The following is a 20,941-nucleotide window of genomic DNA, read 5'->3' on the forward strand; positions in this document are numbered from 1 at the left end:
GGGCCCTCCCTCTTCGCGCTGCTAGGACAGCTGCTTCTTCACGGCGGCGGCGACACGCCCGCCCTCCGCGAGGCCCGCGACCTTCGGGTTCACGATCTTCATGACGGCGCCCATGGCACGCGGCCCCTCGGCGCCCGCCGCCCTGGCCTCCTCGACGGCCTGCGCCACGATCGCGTCGAGCTCGTCGTCGCCGAGCTGCTTGGGCAGGTAGGTGTCGAGGAACTCGCCCTCCGCGGTCTCGCGCGCGGCCTGCTCGGCACGGCCGCCCTGCGCGAAGGCCTCGGCGGCCTCACGGCGCTTCTTCGCCTCCTTGGCGATCACCTTGAGGACTTCCTCGTCGGAGAGCACACGGGCTTCCTTGCCCGCGACCTCCTGGTTGGTGATGGCGGAGAGGGTCAGTCGCAGGGTGGACGAGTGCAGCTCGTTCCGCTCCCTGATGGCGGTCGTGAGGTCTTCCTGGAGCTTGGCCTTGAGCGTGGTCATGCACATGAGTCTGCCAGGTGCGGGGGCGGTGGCGCCCACCCGTTTTCCGGGTCTGCGACGATGGGGCCATGCGTGCGCGTTACGGAGTACCCCTGAAGGCGGCTGCCGGAATCGCTGCGGTCGGGGCCGCGGGTGTGGCCTATGCCGCCGGTTTCGAGGCGCGGTCCTTCCGCCTGCGCCGGGTGACGGTCCCGGTCCTCCCGCAGGGGATGCGCCCGCTGCGCATACTGCAGGTGTCCGACATCCACATGGTCCGCGGGCAGCGCAAGAAGCGCGCCTGGCTGCAGTCGCTGGCCGGGCTGCGCCCGGACTTCGTCGTGAACACCGGCGACAACCTCTCCGACACCGAGGGCATCCCCGAGGTGCTCGACGCCCTGGGTCCGCTGATGTCCTTCCCGGGCGTGTACGTCTTCGGGTCGAACGACTACTACGGGCCCCGGCTGCGCAACCCCGGGCGCTACCTGATCGAGAAGGCCCAGGGCCGGCACGGGCTGAACGGCAACAAGCCGGTCGTCGGCGCCGTCCACAACCCGTGGGAGGAGATGCGGGACGCCTTCGACTCGGCCGGATGGATGAACCTCACCAACGCCCGGGCGCGGCTGAAGCTGGACGGCCTGGAGCTGGCCTTCACCGGTCTGGACGACCCGCACATCAAGCGCGACCGGTACGAGAGGGTCGCGGGCGGCCCGGAGACCGACGCCGACTTCTCGATCGCCGTGGTGCACGCCCCCTACCTGCGCACCCTCGAGGCCTTCACGGCCGACCGCTACCCGCTGATCCTCGCCGGCCACACGCACGGCGGTCAGCTGTGCATCCCCTTCTACGGGGCGCTGGTCACCAACTGCGACCTGGACACCAAGCGGGTGAAGGGCCTGTCCACCTACGAGGCGGCCGGCGAGCGCTCGTACCTGCACGTCTCGGCGGGCTGCGGCACCAACCGGTTCACCCCGGTGCGCTTCGCGTGCCCGCCGGAGGCGACACTCCTGACGCTCACCCCCAAGGCGTAAGGGTTCTGCCACCCTCCGCCGGTACGTTGATGCGATGACCTCACCGACGTACGCCGTCCAGGCGGTCTTCCGGGCCCTCATCGCCGCCGCGGCCGTGGTGGGGGTCGGGATCGAGCTCACCCACGGCAGCATCCCGGTCGTCCTGAGCTTCTTCACCGTCTGGACGAACATCGCGGTCGCGGTCGTCTTCTCGCTCTCGGCCGCCCGCACCTGGCAGCGCCGCCCGGACGTCGACCCCCTCTGCCGGGGCGGCGTCCTGCTCTTCATCCTGATCACCGGGCTGGTCTTCCACCTGGTCCTCGCGAACGCGTCGAGCCCCTTCAACGTGCTGGCGGAGCTGGACGGGCTGACCGGCGCGAAGGCCGTCGCCAGCCAGCTCCTGCACACGGTGACCCCCATCGGCGCGGTCCTGGACTTCCTCCTCCTCACCGCCCCGGGCACCCTGCGCCCGCGCCACGCCCTCCAGTGGCTCGCGTACCCGCTCGCGTACGTGACCTTCGCGCTGATCCGCGGCGCCCTGCTGCCCCCCGGCGCGAAGGCCCGGTACACGTACCCCTTCATCGACGTGGCCCAGTACGGCTACGGGCGCGTCGCCCTGAACGCGCTGGTCCTGGGCATCCTCTTCTACGCGCTCGGCCTCGCCCTGGTCGCGGCGGACCGCTACCGCCCGGCGTCCCCGCTGGCCCCGCGCCCGGCCCGTGAAAACCGGATTTCGTCTCAGGCCGCGGGTCCGCTAAAGTAAGCGATGTCGCCAGGACAGCACACGCTGCAAGGCGGCGATCGGGGTGTAGCGCAGCTTGGCAGCGCGCTTCGTTCGGGACGAAGAGGTCGTGGGTTCAAATCCCGCCACCCCGACTTCGTAAGACCAGACAGGGTCTGATCCACTCAGTGGATCAGACCCTGTCTGGCGTTTCCGCCGTGATCGACGGACGGCCCGGTGCCGGGGGCGGGACTCGCCCCCGGCACCGGGGTCCGTGCGGATCAGGGCGTCAGTTGACGTTGACGGCCTTCCACGCGGCCGCCACCTGCTGGTATTCGGTGCCGGTCGTGCCGTAGAGGTCGGCCGTCGCCTGCAGGGTCGCGGTGCGGGCGCCCGCGTAGTTGGTGGTCGACGTCATGTAGGTCGACAGGGCCTTGTACCAGATCTTGTAGGCCTTGGTCCGCCCGATGCCGGTCACGGTGGAGCCGTCGTAGGTCGGGGAGTCGTAGGACACGCCGTTGATCGTCTTCGCGCCGCTGCCCTCGGACAGCAGGTAGAAGAAGTGGTTGGCGACGCCCGAGGAGTTGTGGACGTCGAGCCGGCCGACGGTCTTCGACCAGTAGTCGGCGGAGGCCCCGTCCTTGCTCGGCTTGTCCATGTAGCGCAGCGGGCTGCCGTTGCCGCGGATGTCGATCTTCTCGCCGATGAGGTAGTCGCCGATGTCGGAGGAGTTGTTCGCGAAGAACTCCACCGAGGTGCCGAAGATGTCGCTGGTGGCCTCGTTGAGGCCGCCGGACTCGCGGCTGTAGTTCAGCTTGGCGGTGGCCGCGGTCAGGCCGTGGCTCATCTCGTGGCCGGCGACGTCCAGCGAGGTCAGCGGCTTCACGTTGCCCGCGCCGTCGCCGTAGGTCATGCAGAAGCAGCTGTCGGACCAGAAGGCGTTGACGTACGCGTTGCCGTAGTGGACCCGGGAGTAAGCGGCCTTGCCGTCGCCCGCGATGCCGTTGCGGCCGAGCTCCGCCTTGTAGAAGTCCCAGGTCACGGCAGCGCCGTACTGGGCGTCGACGGCGGCGGTCTGCCGGTTGGTCACCGTGCCGTCGCCCCACTTGTCGTCGGCGTCGGTGAAGAGGCTGCCGGTGCCGTTGGTGCCGCCGTTCAGGTCGTACGTCTTGTGGCCGCCGCGGCCCCCGTCGGTCAGCTCGTACGTCGAGCCGTTCAGGGTGGTGCCGATCGTGACGGAGCCCGAGAACTGGCTGGTGCCGGTGCCGGTCTCGATGGCCTCGTACGACCAGAGCTCGGCGCCCGTGGCGGCGTCCGTGACGACGTGGCGCTCGCTCGGGGTGCCGTCGGGCTGGGTGCCGGTGACGACCGACTCGTAGGCGAAGACCGGGGTGCCGGTCGCGGCCCAGACCACCTGGCGGGCGCCGGCGGGCGCGGCCTTCAGGGAGCGGGCGGCCGCGGGGGCTATGCGGGCCTCGGTGCTCTTGGTGGTCTTGCGGCTGCCGTCCTTCTTCTGGTGGACGACCAGATCTCCGCCGAGCACGGGCAGGCCCGCGTAGGTGCGCTCGTAGCGGGTGTGGACCGTGCCGTCCGCGTCCTTGATCACGTCGCGGGCCACGAGGCGCTCCTCGTCGGAGAGGCCGATGGCGCGCGCGGTGCCGGCCGCCTCGCTCTGCGCGGCGGAGATCGCCTGGGCGCGGGCGGAGGCGGACTGCGTGATCGCGGTGGCTCCGGCCTCGCGCTCGGCGGCGGCGTTGGCGGAACCGCTCTGGACGGCGAGCGCGACCATCGCCGCGGACCCGACGAGGGCGGCGGTGCGCAGCACACGGGTCCGGCTGCTGGAGGTGGGGGATGAGGACATCTGGTGGGTCACTCGTACTCCTTCGTTGCCGTGGGGGCGGCTGCGAGATTGCCAGGAAGGAGCCAGTGTTTGACAGGTATGCAACAAGAATTTGACCTGTTGTTGTCCGGAGAGGGGACTCCGATGTCCGCTCAACGGTCAAAAACGGACCATTCCGCTTGGCCCCGGGGCCGGTTGGACCCCGGGGCCGGACGGGTGGCGTCGACCGGCCGTCAGACCCCGGGGATCTGGCGGGCCTTGAACGCCGCGCGGACCGAATCCGCCGCGCTCTTGCCGTACATGCGCTCGGCGGTCGCGACCGTCTTCAGCGCCGCGTCCGTGAAGCTGGTGTCGGGCGCGAAGCCGAACTGAGCGTTCACAATGATCCGGTCGGCGGTCCTGGCACCCAGGGCGCCCCGGATGTCGAAGAGCGCACGGGACCAGATCTCGCCGTCCGCGTGGACCTCGCCCTCCAGGTCCGCGTAGACCTTGGAGCCGTCGATCCGGCGCAGGCAGTGCGGGGTGCCGCTGTACGGGACCGAGTCCCAGTCGGCGACGCAGGCCAGGTCCGTCTTGCGGGGCCAGCCGTAGCGGGCGTCCGCGTTGGCCCCGACCTCGACGGCCAGGTAGTCGCCGAAGGCCTCGCCGATCGCGCCGGCCTCCGGGGAGGTGCCGAAACCGGGGACCTGGGCCTCGTGGACCGCGTGGCCGTACTCGTGGACGATCACCTCGGCGTCCTCGGCATCGTCGACGCCGCCCTTGCCGAAGCGGATCTCGTCCTTCTTGTCCGTGAAGAAGGAATTGTCGGCGCCGTACTGGTTGATGCGGACCGGCTGCGCGCGGTCGTTGGCCCCCGGAAGCTCCGAGCCGAAGCCCAGACCCTGGAGGTACTCCTGCGCCTCGTTGACCCAGAAGTAGGCCATGACCTGCTCGAACTGGTCGTCGCGGCGGTTGTAGGAGGCCGCGTCGGCGACCTTCGCGGAGGCGCCGGTGTCCGACCTGACGTAGGCCCACTTGCCCGACAGCCCGCCGCTCGCGTCGAGGTTGCGCAGGGCGGCGGTGGCGTAGGCGGAAGCGGGCACCGCGGTGGCGGAGTCCTTGGCATCGGCGAGCGTCTGGTCGCCGGAGGACTGGACGGGGTTGACCATGAAGACGCGGCCCTGGGGGAGGGATGCGCCCGGGGTGGACGCGGACGCCGAGGCGGGTGCGGCCAGGGCGATTGCCACGGTGGCGGTGGCCGCGGCGATCAGGCCGCTGGGTATACGGCGAGGCATGAACATCCTCCTGTGAAGGGCGTGATGTGCCGGAAGAACGTGCGTGGCGTGGTGCGGACGTGATCCTTGCTCAACACGGCGGGATTTGGCCAGGCCTTGACGGCGTGCTCCTCGCTCGAACATCAGGTGATATCCGGCTCATCGGGTGAACTGCCGGATTCATCTGACGCATCATGTCCCGCGTGCACAGTGCGGAGGAGTTCGGCGGAGCCGACAACGAGGCAGGACGACGCCCGGGAGACATGTCCGGGGAGGTCAGAGCGGCGCAACAGGGGGACGAGGCGGCCTTCCGGGCGCTCTTCCGACAGGTGCAGCCGGGGCTGCTGCGCTATCTGACCGTGCTGGTCGGGGAGGAGGCCGAGGACGCCGCCTCCGAGACCTGGCTGCAGGTCGCCCGCGATCTGGGGACGTTCCACGGGGACTTCGACGGGTTCCGCGGCTGGGTGACGGCGATAGCCCGCAACCGGGCGCTCGACCTGCTGCGCCGGAAGCGGCGCCGCCCCGTGGCCGATCTGCCCGTCGAGTACCTGCTCGACCGGCGGGCCCCGGAGGACACCGAGTCGAGCGCACTGGCCACCGTCGCCACCGGCGAGGCGCTCGCGCTCATAGCCCGGCTGCCCCGCGACCAGGGGGAGGCGGTGCTCCTGCGCGTGGTCATGGACCTGGACGCGGAGAGCGCGGCGCGGGTGCTGGGCAAGCGGGCCGGTGCGGTGCGGACGGCGGCGCACCGGGGCCTGCGCAAGCTGGCCGGCCTCCTCGAACAGCGGAAACAGCGGGAAGCGGAACCGGGCGGCGTTCAGCAGCCGCTCGAGGGGACTTTCACCCCGGGAGTGACACCGACGACGTCTCCGACGCTGAAGGATGCGAGATGAGCACCAACCGATCCCGCCGGATCGACCGCGACACGGCCGAGCAGCTGCTCGCCGGCGCCGGGGCCGGCGCCGCACCCGGTCACGACGCCCTCGCCGAACTGCTCGCCGCTGTGTCCGCTCCTGCCGCATCCGCTCCCGCGGGCGGCGGTGAACTGCCCGGCGAGCAGGCCGCCATGGCGGCGTTCCGGTCTGCCCGCCGGTCTGCCCGTCTCACCCCTGTTTCATCCCATACATCGGCTTCTGTCGCCCCCCGCAAGCGGAAGATGCTCACACCGGCGATGCTCGTCGGCGCCCTGACGGCCGTCACCCTCGGCGGTGTCGCCGTCGCCACCGGGACCGGCCGTCTGCCCGCCGCCCTGGGCGGCAAGCCCGCGAGCAGCGCCCCGGCGCCCGCCGCCTCCACGCCCGCCTTCAAGGGCGGGGAGCCGACCGCGGGGACCCTCGCCGGCCCCGCGGAGTCCGTGCCCGCCGATCTCGCCGAGCTCTGCCGTGCCTACGCCGCGGACGGCGTGCCGAGCCTGCGCAAACCCTCCGAGCTGCTGTCCGAGCACCGGTTCGCCCCGCTGGTCGCGGCCGCCGGAGGGCCCGCCGCCGTCGCGGGCTACTGCGCGCCGGTCCTGGGCGGCGGCCAGGAAGAGACGCCTGCCGAATTGCCGGTCCCGCAGCCCACGGACGGCAGGCGCGAAGCCTCCCCGAGGCCCGACAAGACCGACAAGACCGACAAGAGCAGCAAGACCGGCAAGCCGGAGGCGACGAAACGGCCCGAGGAGCCGGTGCCCGCCCACACCACCGGCCCCCGCCCGACCGGTAAACCGGACCCCGGCCCGACGCAGCCCCGCAACGACGCCCCGACCGACCGCACACCGTAGAGGCAGATCCCACCGATGCGACCACAGCCGGGTTACGCGGACGACGACACGCTGGAGCTCCCGCGGATCACCGTGGGCTCCCCGAGCGCGGCGGAGGCCGAGCCGAGCCCCGTCTTCGTGGACTCCTCGGGCCGCCGCCAGCGCCGGGTCCGCCGACTGGGGTGGCTGCTCGTCGTGCCCGCCGCCGCTTACGTGGTCCTCGTACTCAGCTCGCTGTTCGGCGGGCCGACGCTCCGCTCGCCGTTCCTGCCCGCCCCGCGCGGTGCGGACGCCGCGCCGAGCAAGGCGCCCGCCGCCGAGCCCCAGCCGTCTGCCTCCACCGCACCACGCCGCTCGGCCGTCCCCGTCGGCGCCACCTCCAAGGCCCCCTCCTCCACGGCCCCCGACAAACCCGCGGCCGGGCCCGGATCCGGGACGGCCCCCACCACCAGGCCCACCACGGCCGCGACCGGGGCCGCCCCGAGCCCCGGATCCAACGGCCACGGCAGACCGACCTCCCCGCCCGGGCAAGGCGGCGGCAAACCCACGGCCAAGCCGTAACCCCCCACCAGATCTCCCCCAGCCAGGAAGCACTCCCTCCCGTGTCGAAGAACCGGCGCCGCCACCCCAGCGGGCGGCACAGCACGGTGCGCAACGTCCCCCTGCGCACCCACTGGCTGCTGCTGACCGCGCTCGTCATCACCCTCTCGGCGGCGCTGCTGCTCCAGGGCTACGCCCAGCACATGTTCGACAGCACCCCCGACGGGGAGGCCCGCAAGACCGGTTCGTCGGCGTCCGTGCCCGAGCAGGTCCGCTCGGGCGGCCCCGTCGTCGAGGGCGCCGCCGGGCGGGTGGCCGGCCCCGGGCCCCGCACGATCGCCCTGACCTTCGACGACGGCCCCGACCCGGTCTGGACCCCGAAGATCCTCGACGTACTGCGCCGCAACCAGGTGCCCGCGACCTTCTTCACCGTCGGCACCCAGGTGTCCGCCCACCCGGAGCTGGCCCGGCGGATCGTCGAGGAAGGCCACCAGATCGGCGTCCACACCTTCACCCACACCGACCTCGGTGCGGCCTCCGCGTGGCGGCGCTCCCTGGAGCTGCGCGAGAGCCAGCTCGCCATCGCCGGAGCCGCCGGCGTCACCACGCCCCTGCTGCGGCCGCCCTACTCCTCGACCAACGAGGCACTGAGCGACGCCGACTGGGACACCGTGGTGCAGGCCGGGCAGAAGGGCTACCTCACCGTCCTCACCACCCAGGACAGCGAGGACTGGCGCCGCCCGGGCATCGAGAAGATCGTCGCCAACTCCACCCCGAAGGGCACGGACGGCCAGATCCTGCTGATGCACGACGCGGGCGGCGACCGCTCGCAGACCGTCGCGGCGCTGGAACAGCTCCTGCCCGACCTCAAGAAGGCCGGGTTCCGCTTCGCCACGGTGAGCGACTCCGTCGGCCTCCCCTCCCCCGTGAAGCCCGCCTCCACCGCCGACGAGTGGCAGGGGATGGCGCTCATCGGCGCCCTGCGCGCCAGCGGCTGGGTGCTCGACCTGCTCGGCTGGCTGCTGTGGGCGGCCGGCGCCATCAGCGTGCTGCGCGCGATAGCGGTGTTCGTCGCCGCGCGCCGTCACGTCCGCATGCGCCGCAGGCCGTGGGGCCGGCCGGTCACGGAGCCGGTCAGCGTCATCGTCCCCGCCTACAACGAGAGCGCGGGGATCGAGGCGGCCGTCCGCTCGCTGCTGGCGTCGGACCACCAGGTGGAGGTCATCGTCGTCGACGACGGCTCCACCGACGGCACCGCCGACCTCGTCGAATCCCTGAACCTGCGGGGCGTACGCGTCATCCGCCAGCAGAACGCCGGGAAGCCGGCGGCGCTCAACACCGGCATAGCCGCCGCTTCGTGCAATCTGGTCGTGATGGTGGACGGGGACACCGTCTTCGAGCCGGACGCGGTCCGCATGATCGTCCAGCCCTTCGCCAACCGTCGGGTCGGGGCCGTTTCCGGCAACGCGAAGGTGGTCAACCGCGGCGGCCTGCTCGGCCGCTGGCAGCACATCGAGTACGTCGTCGGCTTCAACCTCGACCGGCGCCTCTTCGACCTCGCCGAATGCATGCCCACCGTGCCCGGCGCGGTCGGCGCGTTCCGCCGCGAGGCCCTGCTGCGGGTCGGCGGGCTCAGCGACATCACCCTTGCCGAGGACACCGACCTCACCATGGCGCTGTGCCGGGACGGCTGGCGTGTGGTGTACGAGGAGCGGGCCATCGCCTGGACCGAGGCCCCCGCCTCGCTCGGCGCACTGTGGAAGCAGCGCTACCGCTGGTGCTACGGCACCCTGCAGGCGATGTGGAAGCACCGGGGCGCCCTCACCCAGCGCGGCCAGGCCGGGAAGCTGGGCCGGCGCGGCCTGCTCTACCTGCTGATGTTCCAGGTGCTGCTGCCGCTGCTCGCGCCCGTCGTGGACGTCTTCGCCGTATTCGGCCTGATCTTCCTCGACCCGGTCCACATCATCGGCCTGTGGTGCGCCTTCCTGCTCCTCCAGACCCTGATGGCCCTGTACGCCTTCCGCCTCGACGGGGAACGGCCCGGGCCGCTGTGGAGCCTGCCGCTCCAGCAGTTCGTCTACCGCCAGCTGATGTACCTGGTCGTCATCCAGTCGGTGTTCACCGCGATCGCCGGATCCCGCCTGCACTGGCAGCGCATGGAACGCTACGGAAGCCTCCACGTCCCGACGAACCAGCCCGCTCCCTAGGCCAGCGCTCCCAGTTCCGCGCGGACCAGCGCCAGGAGTTCCGGCGAGGCGGTCCGGGCGTCCACCCCGCGTGCGGCGGCCAGCGCCTCGAGGTGGCCGAGGAGTTCGGCGAGACCGCTGAAGGGGCCGACCGGGCGGAGCAGCCAGAGGCGGCCGCCGGGCCGGGGCGGCAGGCCGAGGGCGGCCACGGCCGCGTCGGTCTCGGCGTCGAGTTCGTGCAGGTCGGCCTCGGGGAGCGGGGCGGCCTCGACGCCGGTGATGTGGCCGTGGCCGTCCAGCGAGGTCTCCACCGCCCAGTGCGTGGACCGGTCGGGGATCCAGGTCCGGGCGGCCGGAGGCCATACGTACGGGAGGAACACCCAGCGCAGCTCCTCCGGCGCGGGCTCCCAGCCGAGCACCTCCAGCTCCCGCATCTCGGGGAGCCGGTCCGGGTCCAGTTCGCTGCGCCCGGTGCGGCGCAGTGCGAGCGGGTGCGGTGTTCCGTCCTCGTCCCACGACATGCGGGCACGCTATCCGACGCGGTCCATGGGGTTGGACATGATGCGCCCCGCCGCGCCGCCCGCGACGTACGCGGCCGCCGCGCAGGCCGGCTTGCGGGCGGCCTGGTCCTCGACGAGGGCGAGGAAGGCGGCGCCGAAGCCGAGGCGGGGGCGCTCCTCCAGGAGGGCCTCGGTGAAGGCGGGGTCGAAGTCGGCGAGGCGCAGCCCCGAGACGTCGGCGCTGGTGCCGACCTGGAGGAGGTGGCTCTCGACGTCTTCGGCGGCGCTCACGTCGTCCCGCATGTGCAGGACGATCACCTCTTCGGCGCGGGCGCGGCGGGCCGGCGGCCAGCCCAGACCGGCCGTCAGGACGCGGGCGACGTGCCCGCCGGCCTCCTCGAAGGGCAGGGTGTGGCTGTCGAAGGGCGCGGTCAGGCCCATGTCGTGGAGCAGGGCGCTGACGTAGAGGAGTTCGGCGTCGTAGGCGAGGCCGTGGCGGTCGGCGTACTCGGCGCCGAAGGCGTACGAGCGGACCGAGTGGTTCAGGAGGGCCGCGTCGGTGTACTCCGCGGCGATCTCGTAGGCGGCTCGGGCGGCTTCGGTATCAAGGGTCCACGTCATGGGGCGTCAGCGTAGGCGGCGGCCGAAGTCGACCTCCGACGGGGGTTCCCCGGGCCAGTTGAGCCGGGTGGGTGCGGGCGGGGTCTCGGCGAGGACGGTGCCCCGGGAGACCACGTAGCGGGGGCGGACCTGGCGGCGCACCGCCTCCTCGGGCGAGGGCGCCGGGAGCAGGACGAAGGAGGCGGGGGCGCCTGCGGTGATGCCGTACTCGGCCTCGGACAGGCCCAGCACGCGGGCCGCACGGTCCGTCACCATCGAGAAGGCGACCTGGATTTCATCGGCGCCGGTGAGCTGGGCGGCGTACAGGCCGACGAGGGCGGTCTGGAGAGGGCTGGCGGTACCGAGCGCGTTCCAGGGGTCCATGACGTCGTCGTGGCCGAAGGCCACGTTGACCCCGGCCGCCAGCATCTCCTTGACCTGGGTGAGGCCGCGGCGCTTCGGGTAGGCGTCGAAGCGGCCCTGGAGATTGAGGTTGGCGAAGGGGTTGGAGACCAGGTTGATGCCGGAACGGGCGAGCAGGCGCTGGAGTTTGAAGCTGTACGCGCCGTTGTAGGAGCCCATGGCCGTGGTGTGGGAGGCCGTGGCCCGCTCGCGCAGGCCCGAGCGCAGGGCGAGGGTGGCCAGCACTTCCACGAACCGGGACTGCTCGTCGTCGATCTCGTCGCAGTGCGCGTCCACGCGCAGCCCGTGCTCCTCGGCCAGCGCGAAGGCCGTCCTCAGCGAGGCCACCCCGTCCTCGCGGGTGTCCTCGAAGTGGGGGATCGCGCCGACCACGTCCGCGCCGCGGGCGACCGCCTCGCGCAGCAGCGCCTCGCCGTCCGGGAAGGAGACGATGCCCTCCTGCGGGAACGCCACGATCTGCAGGGTCATGAAGTCCCGCACGCGGTCGCGCACCTCGAGGAGCGCGTCGAGGGCCGTGAGCGAGGGGTCGGTGACGTCGCAATGGGTGCGTACGTGCAGCACGCCGTGGGCCGCCTGCCAGCGCAGCACCTCGGTGGCCCGCGCGATCACGTCCTCGCGGGTCAGGGTCTGCTTGCGCTCGCTCCAGCAGGCGATGCCCTCCCACAGGGTGCCGGAGGCGTTGGGGCGCGGTTCGCCCGCCGTCAGGGCGGTGTCGAGGTGGATGTGCGGCTCGACGAAGGGGGCGGAGAGGAGGCAGCCGTGGGCCTCGACGAGGATGCCCGTGGCCGGCGGTTCCTTCTGGTCGTCGTACGGAACCACCCGTGCGATGCGGCCGTCCTCCCCGACCTCGATGTCGGACAGGCCATCTGTGTGCAGCAGCCGGGCGCCCCGGACGATCATCCGCATGGCGCCAGCCTAGGGCGGTCAGCCCCGCTTGGCGTTGGCCTTCTGCTGCATGCCGCGCGTCTTCGCGGCGGACGTCTGCATGTCCCTGTTCGCGGCCTTGGCTCGGGCCTCCGCCGCCGTGTTCTTCGCGATGGCCCGCTCGGAATCCTGGTGGCTGTGGTGGCCGGTGTGGGCCTTCTTCGCCATGATCGTTCCTCCTTGGGGTGCGAGTTCCACTGTGCGCCCGTATGGAGCAGTCGGCATCCCGGGGCCCGTGGCGGCCACAATGGGCGCATGACCAGCGACAGCGAGATCACCCCCGAGATGCCCGACTGGGAGAAGCGTTTCCGGGCGCCCCGCGTCGGCCTGCCCGACTGGGCCGAGGACGCCCCGGACCGGTCCCTCTTCGTGTCCAACGCGACCGGAACCTTCGAGCTCTACGCCTGGGACCGCGCCACGGGCGCACAGCGGCAGGCCACCGACCGCCCCAACGGCACCACCGACGGCACCCTCTCCCCCGACGGCGAGTGGATCTGGTGGTTCTCCGACACGGACGGCGACGAGTTCGGCACCTGGGTCCGCCAGCCCTTCGCGGGCGGCGCCGACGAGCCCGCCACTCCGGGGCTGGAGCCCTCCTACCCGGCCGGGCTGGCCATCGGCCGCGACGGGACGGCGGTCGTGGGGCGCTCCACCGACGAGGACGGCTCGACCATCCACGTGGTCCGCCCGGACGGCACCGCGCCCGCCGTGATCTACCGGCACCGCGAGTCGGCGGGCGTCGGCGACCTCTCCTACGACGGGACGCTCATCGCCGTCGAGCACACCGAGCACGGGGACGCCATGCACTCCGCGCTGCGCGTGCTCACCCTCGACGGGACCACCGTCGCCGAGCTGGACGACTCCCTGGGCGGTACGGAAGAGCTGGGCCTGGAGGTGCTCGGCTTCGCGCCGGTCGCGGGCGACACCCGGCTGCTCGTCGGCCACCAGCGGCGCGGCCGCTGGGAGCCGATGGTGTGGGACGTGGCCACCGGCGCCGAGGAGGAGCTGGCGATCGACCTGCCGGGCGACGTGAGCGCCGAGTGGTATCCGGACGGGTCCGCGCTGCTGGTCGAGCACGGCTACGAGGCGCGCAGCGAGCTGTGGCGCTACGACCTGGCCGCGCGGGAGCTCGTACGCGTGGACACGCCCGCGGGGACGGTCTCGGGCGCGACGGCGCGGCCCGACGGGACGGTGGAGTACCTGTGGTCCTCGGCCGCGGAGCCCTCGTCGGTGCGGTCCACCTCGGGCGGGGTCGTCCTGGACCCGCCGGGCTTCCGGCCGCCGGGCTCGGTGCCGGTGGAGGACGTGTGGGTCGAGGGCCCGGGCGGGCGGATCCACGCGCTCGTACAGCGGCCGGCGGGCCGCGGGGAGGGCCCCTTCCCGACGGTCTTCGAGATCCACGGCGGGCCGGCCTGGCACGACAGCGACGCCTTCGCGGCGACGCCGGCGGCCTGGCTGGACCACGGTTTCGCGGTGGTCCGGGTCAACTACCGGGGCTCGACGGGCTACGGCCGGGAGTGGACCGACGCCCTCAAGCACCGGGTCGGCCTGATCGAGCTGGAGGACATCGCGGCGGTCCGGGAGTGGGCCGTGTCCTCGGGCCTCGCGGACCCGGCGCGGCTGGTGCTGTCGGGCGGCTCCTGGGGCGGGTACCTGACGCTGCTGGGGCTGGGTACGCAGCCGGACGCCTGGGCCGTGGGCCTGGCCGCGGTGCCGGTCGCCGACTACGTGACGGCGTACCACGACGAGATGGAGGCGCTGAAGGCGCTGGACCGCACCCTCTTCGGGGGCACGCCGGAGGAGGTCCCGGACCGTTTCGAGGCCTCCTCTCCGCTGACGTACGTGGACGCGGTGAAGGCCCCGGTGCACATCGCGGCGGGCGTCAACGACCCGCGCTGCCCGATCCGGCAGATCGACAACTACGTCGACCGGCTGGCGGCCCGCGGGGCGGTGCACGAGGTGTACCGCTACGACGCGGGACACGGCTCGCTGGTGGTGGAGGAGCGGATCAAGCAGGTCCGGATGGACCTGGAGTTCACGCTGAAGCACCTGCCCCGCTAGGGGCCGCCCGGTGGTGACCGGTGCGCCCCCCGTACCGTGGTGGGGTGCACCGGTTTCTCCTGACCCCGCGCTGGTGGGGGATCAACGTCTTCGTCGCGCTCGCCGTCCCCTTCTGCCTGTTCATGGGGTCCTGGCAGCTCGGCCGCTTCGAGGACCGCGTCGACAGCCACCGGGAGGCGAGCGCCGAGCGGCCCGCCGACCGGGTGGCCGCACCGCTGGACTCGCTGCTGCCGGTGGACACGAAGACCTCCGGACGGCTGGCGTCCGCCTCCGGGGAGTACGGGGAGCAGCTGCTGGTCCCCGAGCGGCTGCTCGGCGGCGAATCCGGCTTCTACGTGCTGACCCTGCTGAAGACCGATTCCGGCAAGGCCGTCCCGGTGGTCCGGGGCTGGCTGCCGGGGGCGGCGGATCCGGCGAAGGCGCCGGCCGCGCCGACGGGCCGGGTCGAGGTCACCGGGGCGCTGCAGGCCTCGGAGAGCTCCAGCAGCAAGGGCGTGCACGCGGCGGGCGGTCTGCCGGCCGGGCAGCTGGGCGTGATCGGTGCCGCCTCGCTGGTCAACATCGTCCCGTACGACCTGTACGACGCGTGGCTGACGGTGCAGACGCCGACGGACGGCATGGTTCCGGTGCCGGCGCAGGCGCCGGTCAACACGGGGCTGGACCTGAAGGCCTTCCAGAACCTCGGGTACACCGGCGAGTGGTTCGTCTTCGTGGCCTTCGTGCTGTTCATGTGGGTACGGCTGTACCGGCGCGAGGTGGAGACCCTGCGGGACGCGGAGGCCGGACTGCTGCCCGCGGAGCCTGCGGCTCTGCCGGCCGAGGCGTCGGCCGAGCGGGGCTGAACCGGCCGGTCCCGTAGTGGCCCGGCTGCGGCGCCGCTGCCGGGGCTCCGCCCCGGACCCCGCGCCCCGATCGCCGGCGGGGCTTGATCGGGCTACGGCTTCGGCGCGTCCACCGGGATCGGTGCCGTGCGGTAGATCGTGCCGCCGCAGGCCTGGGGGATGGTCGTCTGGGTCGTCGGGGAGCCCGGCTGCGGGGTGTGCGAGACCTCGACGCCGGCCGGGGCCGCCGGGGGCGTGTTACCCGTCTGCGCCTGTCCGGGCGCGTCCGTGCCGCCGGGCGCCGTGACGGCGTCGGCCGGGGGCTTCGGATTGCCGCCCGAGGTCGCCACCGCGCAGGGCTCGCCGTTCGGCACCCACGCGAAGCGGACCTCGTACGCCGTGTTCGGCGGCAGCGTCAGCACCGGCGTCTGGTTCGCCGGGTCGGGCAGCAGGCTGCTCGCCGGGTCCCCCGCCGTGTGGCCGACCACCGGGACCGCAGCCCCCGGGCCGGTGGCTGCGCCGGCCGCGGTGACGGTGTCCGGGCCGGTGACGGAGCAGCCCTGCGCCGACACGTTGGTGACCTTGAAGCTGCCGTACACCTTGCCGTCGGCCTCCGGGGTGCGGGCCGAGCCCACCACGCCCAGCTGCGCGGCCCCGCATCCCGGCAGGCCGGGTGCGGCCACCGGGGGCAGCGGGCCCGAGCCCACGACCGCGCCGCCCGAGCCGACGCGTCCGGCCGAGCCAGCGCTGCCCGACGGGCCCGCCGTCACGCCGCCCGCCGAGGCGCCCGCGGTGGCGTCGGGCTGCCCGGTGGTGCCGCCGGCGACCGGGCCGATTCCGGTGGAGTGGGAGGACTTCGGGGTGGCTCCCGAGCCGTTCTGGTGCGGATCGGAGGGCTTCATGCCCGGCTTGGCGCCGGAGGAGGAGTCGTGCCCCGCCATCGTCGAGTGGTCCGGGGCGGCGCCCTCGCCGGAGGTCAGGTGCAGGGCCACCGGGATCGCGGTCCCGGCCAGCAGCGCCACCGACGCCGCGCCGATGAGGACCTGCCGCTTCAGGACCCGGCGGGCGGGGACCGCGTACCGCAGCCGCTCCAGTGCGTCCGCGGAGGGTTCGAGGCCCTCGACGGCTCCGCGCAGCAGGCCCCGCAGGGCCTGTTCCTCGCTCGCGCCGGCCGGCGCGGTGTGGTCGTCCATCATGACTGCGCAGCCTCCATCGCCACCCGCAGCGCGGCAATGCCCCGCGATCCGTACGCCTTCACCGAGCCGAGGGATACCCCCAGCGTCTCGGCGACCTGGGCTTCCGTCATGTCCGCGAAGTAGCGCAGCACCAGCACCTCGCGCTGGCGGCGCTGGAGTCCGCGCATCGCCTTGATCAGGTCGTCCCGTTCCAGCTGGTCGTACGCGCCCTCTTCGGCGCTCGCCATGTCCGGCATCGGCTTCGACAGCAGCTTGAGGCCGAGGATGCGCCGGCGCAGGGCGGACCGCGAGAGGTTCACGACGGTCTGGCGCAGGTACGCCAGGGTCTTGTCCCGGTCGCGCACGCGGTTCCGGGCCGAGTGCACGCGGATGAACGCCTCCTGGACGACGTCCTCGCAGGAGGCGGTGTCGTCGAGGAGCAGCGCGGCGAGGCCGAGCAGCGAGCGGTAGTGCGCCTGGTAGGTCTCGGTGAGGTGGTCGACGGTGGTGCCGGCCACCACTTCCTTCGCCTCGCCGGTGACGCCCTCCCCGGCGCCGCTCCCGTCCGTGCCGCTGCCGCCCGTGTCAGCGCTTTCGCGCGGTGCGGGCACGAGGCCGCTCCGGGTCGGGACGGCGGGCCGCACGGGCACCTCTGAGGGTCCGGCGGGCGGGACGGGCACGATCACGGAGACCCCACCGAGGGTCTTGCCGGGTGTGCGCAGACCCCGGGGCGACGGGATGAGCCCGGTGCGCACCGGCGGGACTGCCAGTTCGAGGAGTGCCTCTGCCACGCCTGTAGGACACCCGTCCCCCCGTCAGGGTTGTACGCGCGAGGCGGCCGGCCCGGCGAAATCCCTATTGCCCTCATGCGTACCCGCTCTTCCCGATTGCCCCGTCTTATCGAGACGGCAGTCGGGCCATCACCTTGATCAAGGGATCAGGTCCGATCCTACAAAGCGAATTACGCAAATTCACCTGTGATCAGTTCCGCGATCTGAGTGGCATTCAGAGCGGCCCCCTTGCGGAGATTGTCGGCGCACACGAAGAACTCCAGCGAGTGCGGGTCGTCGAGCGAGGCCCGTACGCGTCCCACCCAGGCGGGATCGGTCCCGGCGGCGTCCGCCGGCGTCGGGAACTCCCCCGCCGCCGGGTCGTCGACGAGCACCACGCCGGGGGCCGCGTCCAGGATCTCCCGGGCGTGTGCGGCGTCCACCACGTGCTCGAACCGGGCCCGTACCGTCAGCGAATTCCCGGTCAGCACGGGCACCTGTACGCAGGTCACCGCGACCGGGAGCCGGTCCAGTCCGAGGATCCGGCGGGTCTGCGCCCGTACGGCCAGCTCGTGCGAGGACCAGCCGCCCTCGCGCAGCTCGCCGGACCACGGGACGACGTTGAGGGCGAGCGGCGCCGCGAAGGGGCCGGTGTCCTCGCCGACGGCAGCGCGTACGTCTCCGGGCTGTTCGCCCAGGGAGGTCCCCGCGACCAGCGACAGCTGGCGGCGCAGCGTCTCGGTGCCGGCCCGGCCGGCGGCGCTCGCGGCCTGGTACGTGGAGACGGCCAGCTCGACGAGGCCGTACTCGGCGTGCAGCGCGCCGAGGGAGGCGATCATCGCGGCGGTCACGGTGTCCGGAGCGGCGACGATCCCGCGCGGCCGCATCCGTACGGCGTGGGCGTTGATCTCGGGCACCACCAGGGGCACCTCGGGATCCTCCCGGAAGGCGTCGGACTGGTCCACGACGACGGTGCCGCGCGCGGCGACCACGGGAGCCCAGCGCGCCGAGATGTCGGCCGGGGTCAGGAAGAGGGCGACGTCGCCCACGCCGAAGCCGTCGAAGGCGTCCTCGGTGAGGGCGAACACCTCGGTCTCCTCCGCACGGACGGCCAGCATGCGGCCGGCCGAACGCGCGGAGGCGATCAGGCGGATCTCGCCCCAGACGTCCGCCCTCAGGGAGAGCATCCGGAGCAGGACGGTGCCGACCGCTCCGGTCGCCCCGACCACGGCGAGCGCCGGGCCGGAGGACCGGGCGGAGGTCATCGTCCGGTGCCTCCGTAGACGACGGCTTCGTCGCTGTCGGAGTCCAGGCCGAAGGCCGTGTGCACGGCGCGGACGGCCTCGTTGACGTCGTCCTGGCGGGTCACGACCGAGATACGGATCTCGGAGGTCGAGATCAGCTCGATGTTGACGCCCGCGTCGGACAGCGCCTGGAAGAAGGAGGCGGTGACGCCCGGGTTCGTCTTCATGCCCGCGCCGACCAGGGAGATCTTGCCGATCTGGTCGTCGTAGCGCAGGGAGTCGAAGCCGATCTGGCCCTTCGCCTTCTCCAGGGCGTCGATGGCCTTGTGGCCCTCGGCCTTGGGGAGCGTGAAGGAGATGTCGGTGAGGCCCGTCGAGGCCGCCGACACGTTCTGCACGATCATGTCGATGTTGATCTCGGCGTCCGCGATGGCGCGGAAGATCGCCGCGGCCTCGCCCGGCTTGTCCGGGACGCCGACGACCGTGATCTTGGCTTCGGAGACGTCGTGAGCGACTCCGGAGATGATGGCGTGCTCCACCTGCTCGTCCCCTTGAGGCTGTTCGTTGCTGACCCAGGTTCCGCGCAGTCCGGAGAAGGACGAGCGGACGTGGATCGGGATGTTGTATCGGCGTGCGTACTCGACACAGCGGTGGAGCAGCACCTTGGAACCGGAGGCGGCGAGCTCCAGCATGTCCTCGGAGGAGATCCAGTCGATCTTCTTGGCCTTCTTCACGACGCGGGGGTCCGCGGTGAAGACGCCGTCGACGTCGGTGTAGATCTCGCAGACCTCGGCGTCCAGCGCCGCGGCGAGCGCCACGGCGGTGGTGTCCGAGCCGCCGCGGCCCAGGGTGGTGATGTCCTTCGAGTCCGCGGACACGCCCTGGAAGCCGGCGACGATGGCGATGTTGCCCCCGTCCAGCGCGGTGCGGATACGGCCCGGCGTGACATCGATGATGCGCGCTTTGTTGTGGACCGAGTCGGTGATGACGCCTGCCTGGCTACCGGTGAACGACTGGGCCTCGTGGCCCAGGTTTTTGATCGCCATGGCCAGCAGGGCCATGGAAATCCGCTCTCCGGCGGTCAGCAGCATGTCGAATTCGCGCCCGGCCGGCATCGGGGATACCTGCTCGGCGAGATCGATCAGCTCGTCCGTCGTGTCGCCCATCGCGGAAACCACGACGACCACTTGGTGGCCGTCCTTCTTGGTGTCCACGATCCGCTTGGCGACGCGCTTGATGCCTTCGGCATCGGCTACGGAGGAGCCTCCGTACTTCTGCACGACAAGGCCCACGTGCGCTCCTCGCTCAGTCCGTCTCATTGCTGGTGCAGTCTAACGAGCGACCGCGATCCGACCGCCTCGTACCACATCATGAGACGAAAGGATCAAATGGCGGCTACTTGCGGCCGAGACCGCCCAGTTCCTCCGCCATGACCTGCCCCGCCTGCTCCGCCAGATCGTCCTCGGTCAGGTCCTCGTCCGTGTCCAGGCCGTCCAGGGCGGCGAGCGGCTGGTCCAGCCGCACGTGCGCGATCAGCGACTGGAGGGCGCGCAGGGTGGCCGAGGCCGTCGGACCCCAGTTGGTGAAGTACGAGAACTGCCACCACCACAGGGCCTCGGTGATCCGGCCCGACTGGTGGTGGATGAGCCCGTGCCGCAGGTCGGCGACCACGTCGGCCAGGTCGTCGGAGATCCGGTGCGCCACCGGGGCCTTGCGCGGCTCGTACGGGTCGAAGACCTCGGAGTAGACGTCGACCGGCTCCAGCATGATCGCGAACCGCTCGCGCAGCTCGTCCACGTCCGGCTCCGGGCCCAGGTCGGGCTCGTAGCGTTCCTCGGGGAGCACGTCCTGGTACGCGCCCAGCCGGCCGCCCGCCAGCAGCAGCTGGGACACCTCCAGGAGGAGGAAGGGCACCGCGCTGTCCGGGTCCTCGCCCTTGGCGACCTCGGTGACCGCGACGATGAAGGACTCGATCTGGTCCGCGATCGAGGCCGCGAAGTCGTCCGGATCCTGTCCCAGGGCGTGCAGCGTTGCGTCAGACATCGAGAAGTCGCCTTCCTTCAAAGGCCCGCCCGAGCGTGACCTCGTCCGCGTACTCCAGATCTCCCCCGACGGGGAGCCCGCTGGCCAGGCGGGTGACCTTCAGGCCCATGGGCTTGATCATGCGGGCGAGGTAGGTGGCGGTCGCCTCGCCCTCCAGGTTCGGGTCGGTGGCCAGGATCAGCTCGGTCACCTCGCCGTCCGCCAGCCGCGCCAGCAGCTCGCGGATGCGCAGGTCGTCGGGGCCGACGCCCTCGATCGGGCTGATCGCGCCGCCGAGGACGTGGTACTTGCCCCGGAACTCGCGCGTCCGCTCGATCGCGACGACGTCCTTCGGCTCCTCGACGACGCAGATGACCGTGGTGTCGCGGCGCGGATCGCGGCAGATGTTGCACCGCTCCTCCTGCGCCACGTTCCCGCACACCGCGCAGAACCGGACCTTCTCCTTGACCTCCAGCAGCGCGTGCGCGAGGCGGCGGACGTCGGTGGGCTCGGCCTGCAGGATGTGGAAGGCGATCCGCTGCGCGCTCTTGGGCCCGACGCCGGGCAGCCTGCCCAGTTCGTCGATCAGGTCCTGGACCACGCCTTCGTACAACGGACTGCCTTCTTTCTCTGCGGCTTCTCTGGCTCGGG

Annotated in this window: 21 protein-coding genes and 1 tRNA gene; 9 read left to right on the top strand and 13 right to left on the bottom strand. The window is 72.2% G+C overall.

Annotation, left to right across the window (positions count from 1 at the left end; all coding sequences use genetic code 11):
• Positions 1 to 21: 21 nt before the first annotated feature.
• Positions 22 to 483, bottom strand: a complete 462-nt coding sequence (locus tag ACIGFK_RS11345; RefSeq protein WP_376662450.1) for a GatB/YqeY domain-containing protein — start codon at positions 481 to 483, stop codon at positions 22 to 24.
• Positions 484 to 551: 68 nt separating this feature from the next.
• Here ACIGFK_RS11345 and ACIGFK_RS11350 point away from each other — a divergent pair, with 68 nt between their 5' ends.
• The 3 genes from ACIGFK_RS11350 to ACIGFK_RS11360 all read left to right on the top strand — a co-directional run bounded on the left by ACIGFK_RS11350 (position 552) and on the right by ACIGFK_RS11360 (position 2,345).
• Entirely contained in the window at positions 552 to 1,490 is a 939-nt protein-coding gene (locus tag ACIGFK_RS11350) for a metallophosphoesterase (protein ID WP_376662449.1), read from the top strand.
• 34 nt (positions 1,491 to 1,524) lie between these two features.
• The gene (locus ACIGFK_RS11355) at positions 1,525 to 2,232 is read left to right on the top strand and encodes a Pr6Pr family membrane protein (protein WP_400051334.1); all 708 of its coding nucleotides are present in this window, start codon (positions 1,525 to 1,527) and stop codon (positions 2,230 to 2,232) included.
• Between the two features lie 39 nt (positions 2,233 to 2,271).
• Positions 2,272 to 2,345, top strand: a tRNA-Pro gene (locus ACIGFK_RS11360).
• Positions 2,346 to 2,479: 134 nt separating this feature from the next.
• On the opposite strand, the gene ACIGFK_RS11365 is transcribed toward ACIGFK_RS11360, so the two are convergent.
• Together ACIGFK_RS11365 and ACIGFK_RS11370 are read right to left on the bottom strand one after the other, a co-directional pair.
• Positions 2,480 to 4,051, bottom strand: coding sequence for a M4 family metallopeptidase (locus ACIGFK_RS11365; RefSeq protein WP_376656619.1), 1,572 nt, complete (start codon positions 4,049 to 4,051; stop codon positions 2,480 to 2,482).
• Positions 4,052 to 4,263: 212 nt separating this feature from the next.
• The gene (locus tag ACIGFK_RS11370; RefSeq protein WP_400051336.1) at positions 4,264 to 5,304 is read right to left on the bottom strand and encodes a M4 family metallopeptidase; all 1,041 of its coding nucleotides are present in this window, start codon (positions 5,302 to 5,304) and stop codon (positions 4,264 to 4,266) included.
• A gap of 242 nt (positions 5,305 to 5,546) precedes the next feature.
• On the opposite strand from ACIGFK_RS11370, the gene ACIGFK_RS11375 reads away from it, so the two are divergent.
• From ACIGFK_RS11375 to ACIGFK_RS11390, 4 genes are read left to right on the top strand one after another with little or no spacing between them, the layout of a single operon-like run.
• Positions 5,547 to 6,176 (top strand): RNA polymerase sigma factor, encoded by a 630-nt coding sequence (locus tag ACIGFK_RS11375; RefSeq protein WP_376656618.1) that lies wholly within the window; start codon positions 5,547 to 5,549, stop codon positions 6,174 to 6,176.
• On the top strand, positions 6,173 to 7,045 hold the full coding sequence (locus ACIGFK_RS11380; protein ID WP_400051337.1) for a hypothetical protein: 873 nt from the start codon (positions 6,173 to 6,175) through the stop codon (positions 7,043 to 7,045). Before ACIGFK_RS11375 ends, ACIGFK_RS11380 begins: the two co-directional genes overlap by 4 nt.
• Positions 7,046 to 7,060: 15 nt before the next feature.
• Positions 7,061 to 7,585, top strand: coding sequence for a hypothetical protein (locus ACIGFK_RS11385; RefSeq protein ID WP_376656614.1), 525 nt, complete (start codon positions 7,061 to 7,063; stop codon positions 7,583 to 7,585).
• A 41-nt stretch (positions 7,586 to 7,626) separates the two neighbouring features.
• Complete coding sequence (locus ACIGFK_RS11390; RefSeq protein WP_386464550.1) at positions 7,627 to 9,771, top strand: bifunctional polysaccharide deacetylase/glycosyltransferase family 2 protein; 2,145 nt, start codon at positions 7,627 to 7,629, stop codon at positions 9,769 to 9,771.
• On the opposite strand, the gene ACIGFK_RS11395 is transcribed toward ACIGFK_RS11390, so the two are convergent.
• From ACIGFK_RS11395 to ACIGFK_RS11410, 4 genes are read right to left on the bottom strand one after another with little or no spacing between them, the layout of a single operon-like run.
• Entirely contained in the window at positions 9,768 to 10,271 is a 504-nt protein-coding gene (locus ACIGFK_RS11395; RefSeq protein WP_376656612.1) for a DUF5956 family protein, read from the bottom strand. The genes ACIGFK_RS11390 and ACIGFK_RS11395 overlap by 4 nt on opposite strands.
• A gap of 9 nt (positions 10,272 to 10,280) precedes the next feature.
• Positions 10,281 to 10,871: an HD domain-containing protein gene (locus ACIGFK_RS11400; protein ID WP_376656611.1), complete on the bottom strand. Its 591-nt coding sequence runs from the start codon at positions 10,869 to 10,871 to the stop codon at positions 10,281 to 10,283.
• A 6-nt stretch (positions 10,872 to 10,877) separates the two neighbouring features.
• Entirely contained in the window at positions 10,878 to 12,179 is a 1,302-nt protein-coding gene (codA, locus tag ACIGFK_RS11405; RefSeq protein WP_400051340.1) for a cytosine deaminase, read from the bottom strand.
• An 18-nt stretch (positions 12,180 to 12,197) separates the two neighbouring features.
• The gene (locus tag ACIGFK_RS11410; protein ID WP_376656609.1) at positions 12,198 to 12,365 is read right to left on the bottom strand and encodes a hypothetical protein; all 168 of its coding nucleotides are present in this window, start codon (positions 12,363 to 12,365) and stop codon (positions 12,198 to 12,200) included.
• A gap of 87 nt (positions 12,366 to 12,452) precedes the next feature.
• Between ACIGFK_RS11410 and ACIGFK_RS11415 the strand changes: the two genes are divergently transcribed.
• Complete coding sequence (locus ACIGFK_RS11415; RefSeq protein ID WP_376656608.1) at positions 12,453 to 14,258, top strand: prolyl oligopeptidase family serine peptidase; 1,806 nt, start codon at positions 12,453 to 12,455, stop codon at positions 14,256 to 14,258.
• Positions 14,259 to 14,302: 44 nt separating this feature from the next.
• Positions 14,303 to 15,100, top strand: a complete 798-nt coding sequence (locus ACIGFK_RS11420; protein ID WP_376656607.1) for an SURF1 family protein — start codon at positions 14,303 to 14,305, stop codon at positions 15,098 to 15,100.
• Positions 15,101 to 15,192: 92 nt separating this feature from the next.
• On the opposite strand, the gene ACIGFK_RS11425 is transcribed toward ACIGFK_RS11420, so the two are convergent.
• The 6 genes from ACIGFK_RS11425 to recR form a co-directional block, all read right to left on the bottom strand.
• Positions 15,193 to 16,275, bottom strand: coding sequence for a hypothetical protein (locus tag ACIGFK_RS11425; protein ID WP_376656606.1), 1,083 nt, complete (start codon positions 16,273 to 16,275; stop codon positions 15,193 to 15,195).
• Positions 16,272 to 17,045: a SigE family RNA polymerase sigma factor gene (locus tag ACIGFK_RS11430; protein WP_376656605.1), complete on the bottom strand. Its 774-nt coding sequence runs from the start codon at positions 17,043 to 17,045 to the stop codon at positions 16,272 to 16,274. Before ACIGFK_RS11430 ends, ACIGFK_RS11425 begins: the two co-directional genes overlap by 4 nt.
• Positions 17,046 to 17,215: 170 nt before the next feature.
• Positions 17,216 to 18,289, bottom strand: a complete 1,074-nt coding sequence (locus ACIGFK_RS11435; protein WP_376656604.1) for an aspartate-semialdehyde dehydrogenase — start codon at positions 18,287 to 18,289, stop codon at positions 17,216 to 17,218.
• A complete protein-coding gene (locus tag ACIGFK_RS11440) occupies positions 18,286 to 19,560 on the bottom strand; it encodes an aspartate kinase (protein WP_376656603.1) in 1,275 nt (424 codons plus the stop codon). Before ACIGFK_RS11440 ends, ACIGFK_RS11435 begins: the two co-directional genes overlap by 4 nt.
• A gap of 103 nt (positions 19,561 to 19,663) precedes the next feature.
• The gene (locus ACIGFK_RS11445) at positions 19,664 to 20,311 is read right to left on the bottom strand and encodes a DUF5063 domain-containing protein (protein ID WP_376656602.1); all 648 of its coding nucleotides are present in this window, start codon (positions 20,309 to 20,311) and stop codon (positions 19,664 to 19,666) included.
• Positions 20,304 to 20,903: a recombination mediator RecR gene (gene recR, locus ACIGFK_RS11450; protein ID WP_376656601.1), complete on the bottom strand. Its 600-nt coding sequence runs from the start codon at positions 20,901 to 20,903 to the stop codon at positions 20,304 to 20,306. Before recR ends, ACIGFK_RS11445 begins: the two co-directional genes overlap by 8 nt.
• Between the last annotated feature and the right edge of the window lie 38 nt (positions 20,904 to 20,941).

It is taken from the genome of Streptomyces sp. NPDC085524, assembly GCF_044541755.1.
In the GTDB taxonomy this organism is placed as follows: Bacteria; Actinomycetota; Actinomycetes; order Streptomycetales; family Streptomycetaceae; genus Streptomyces.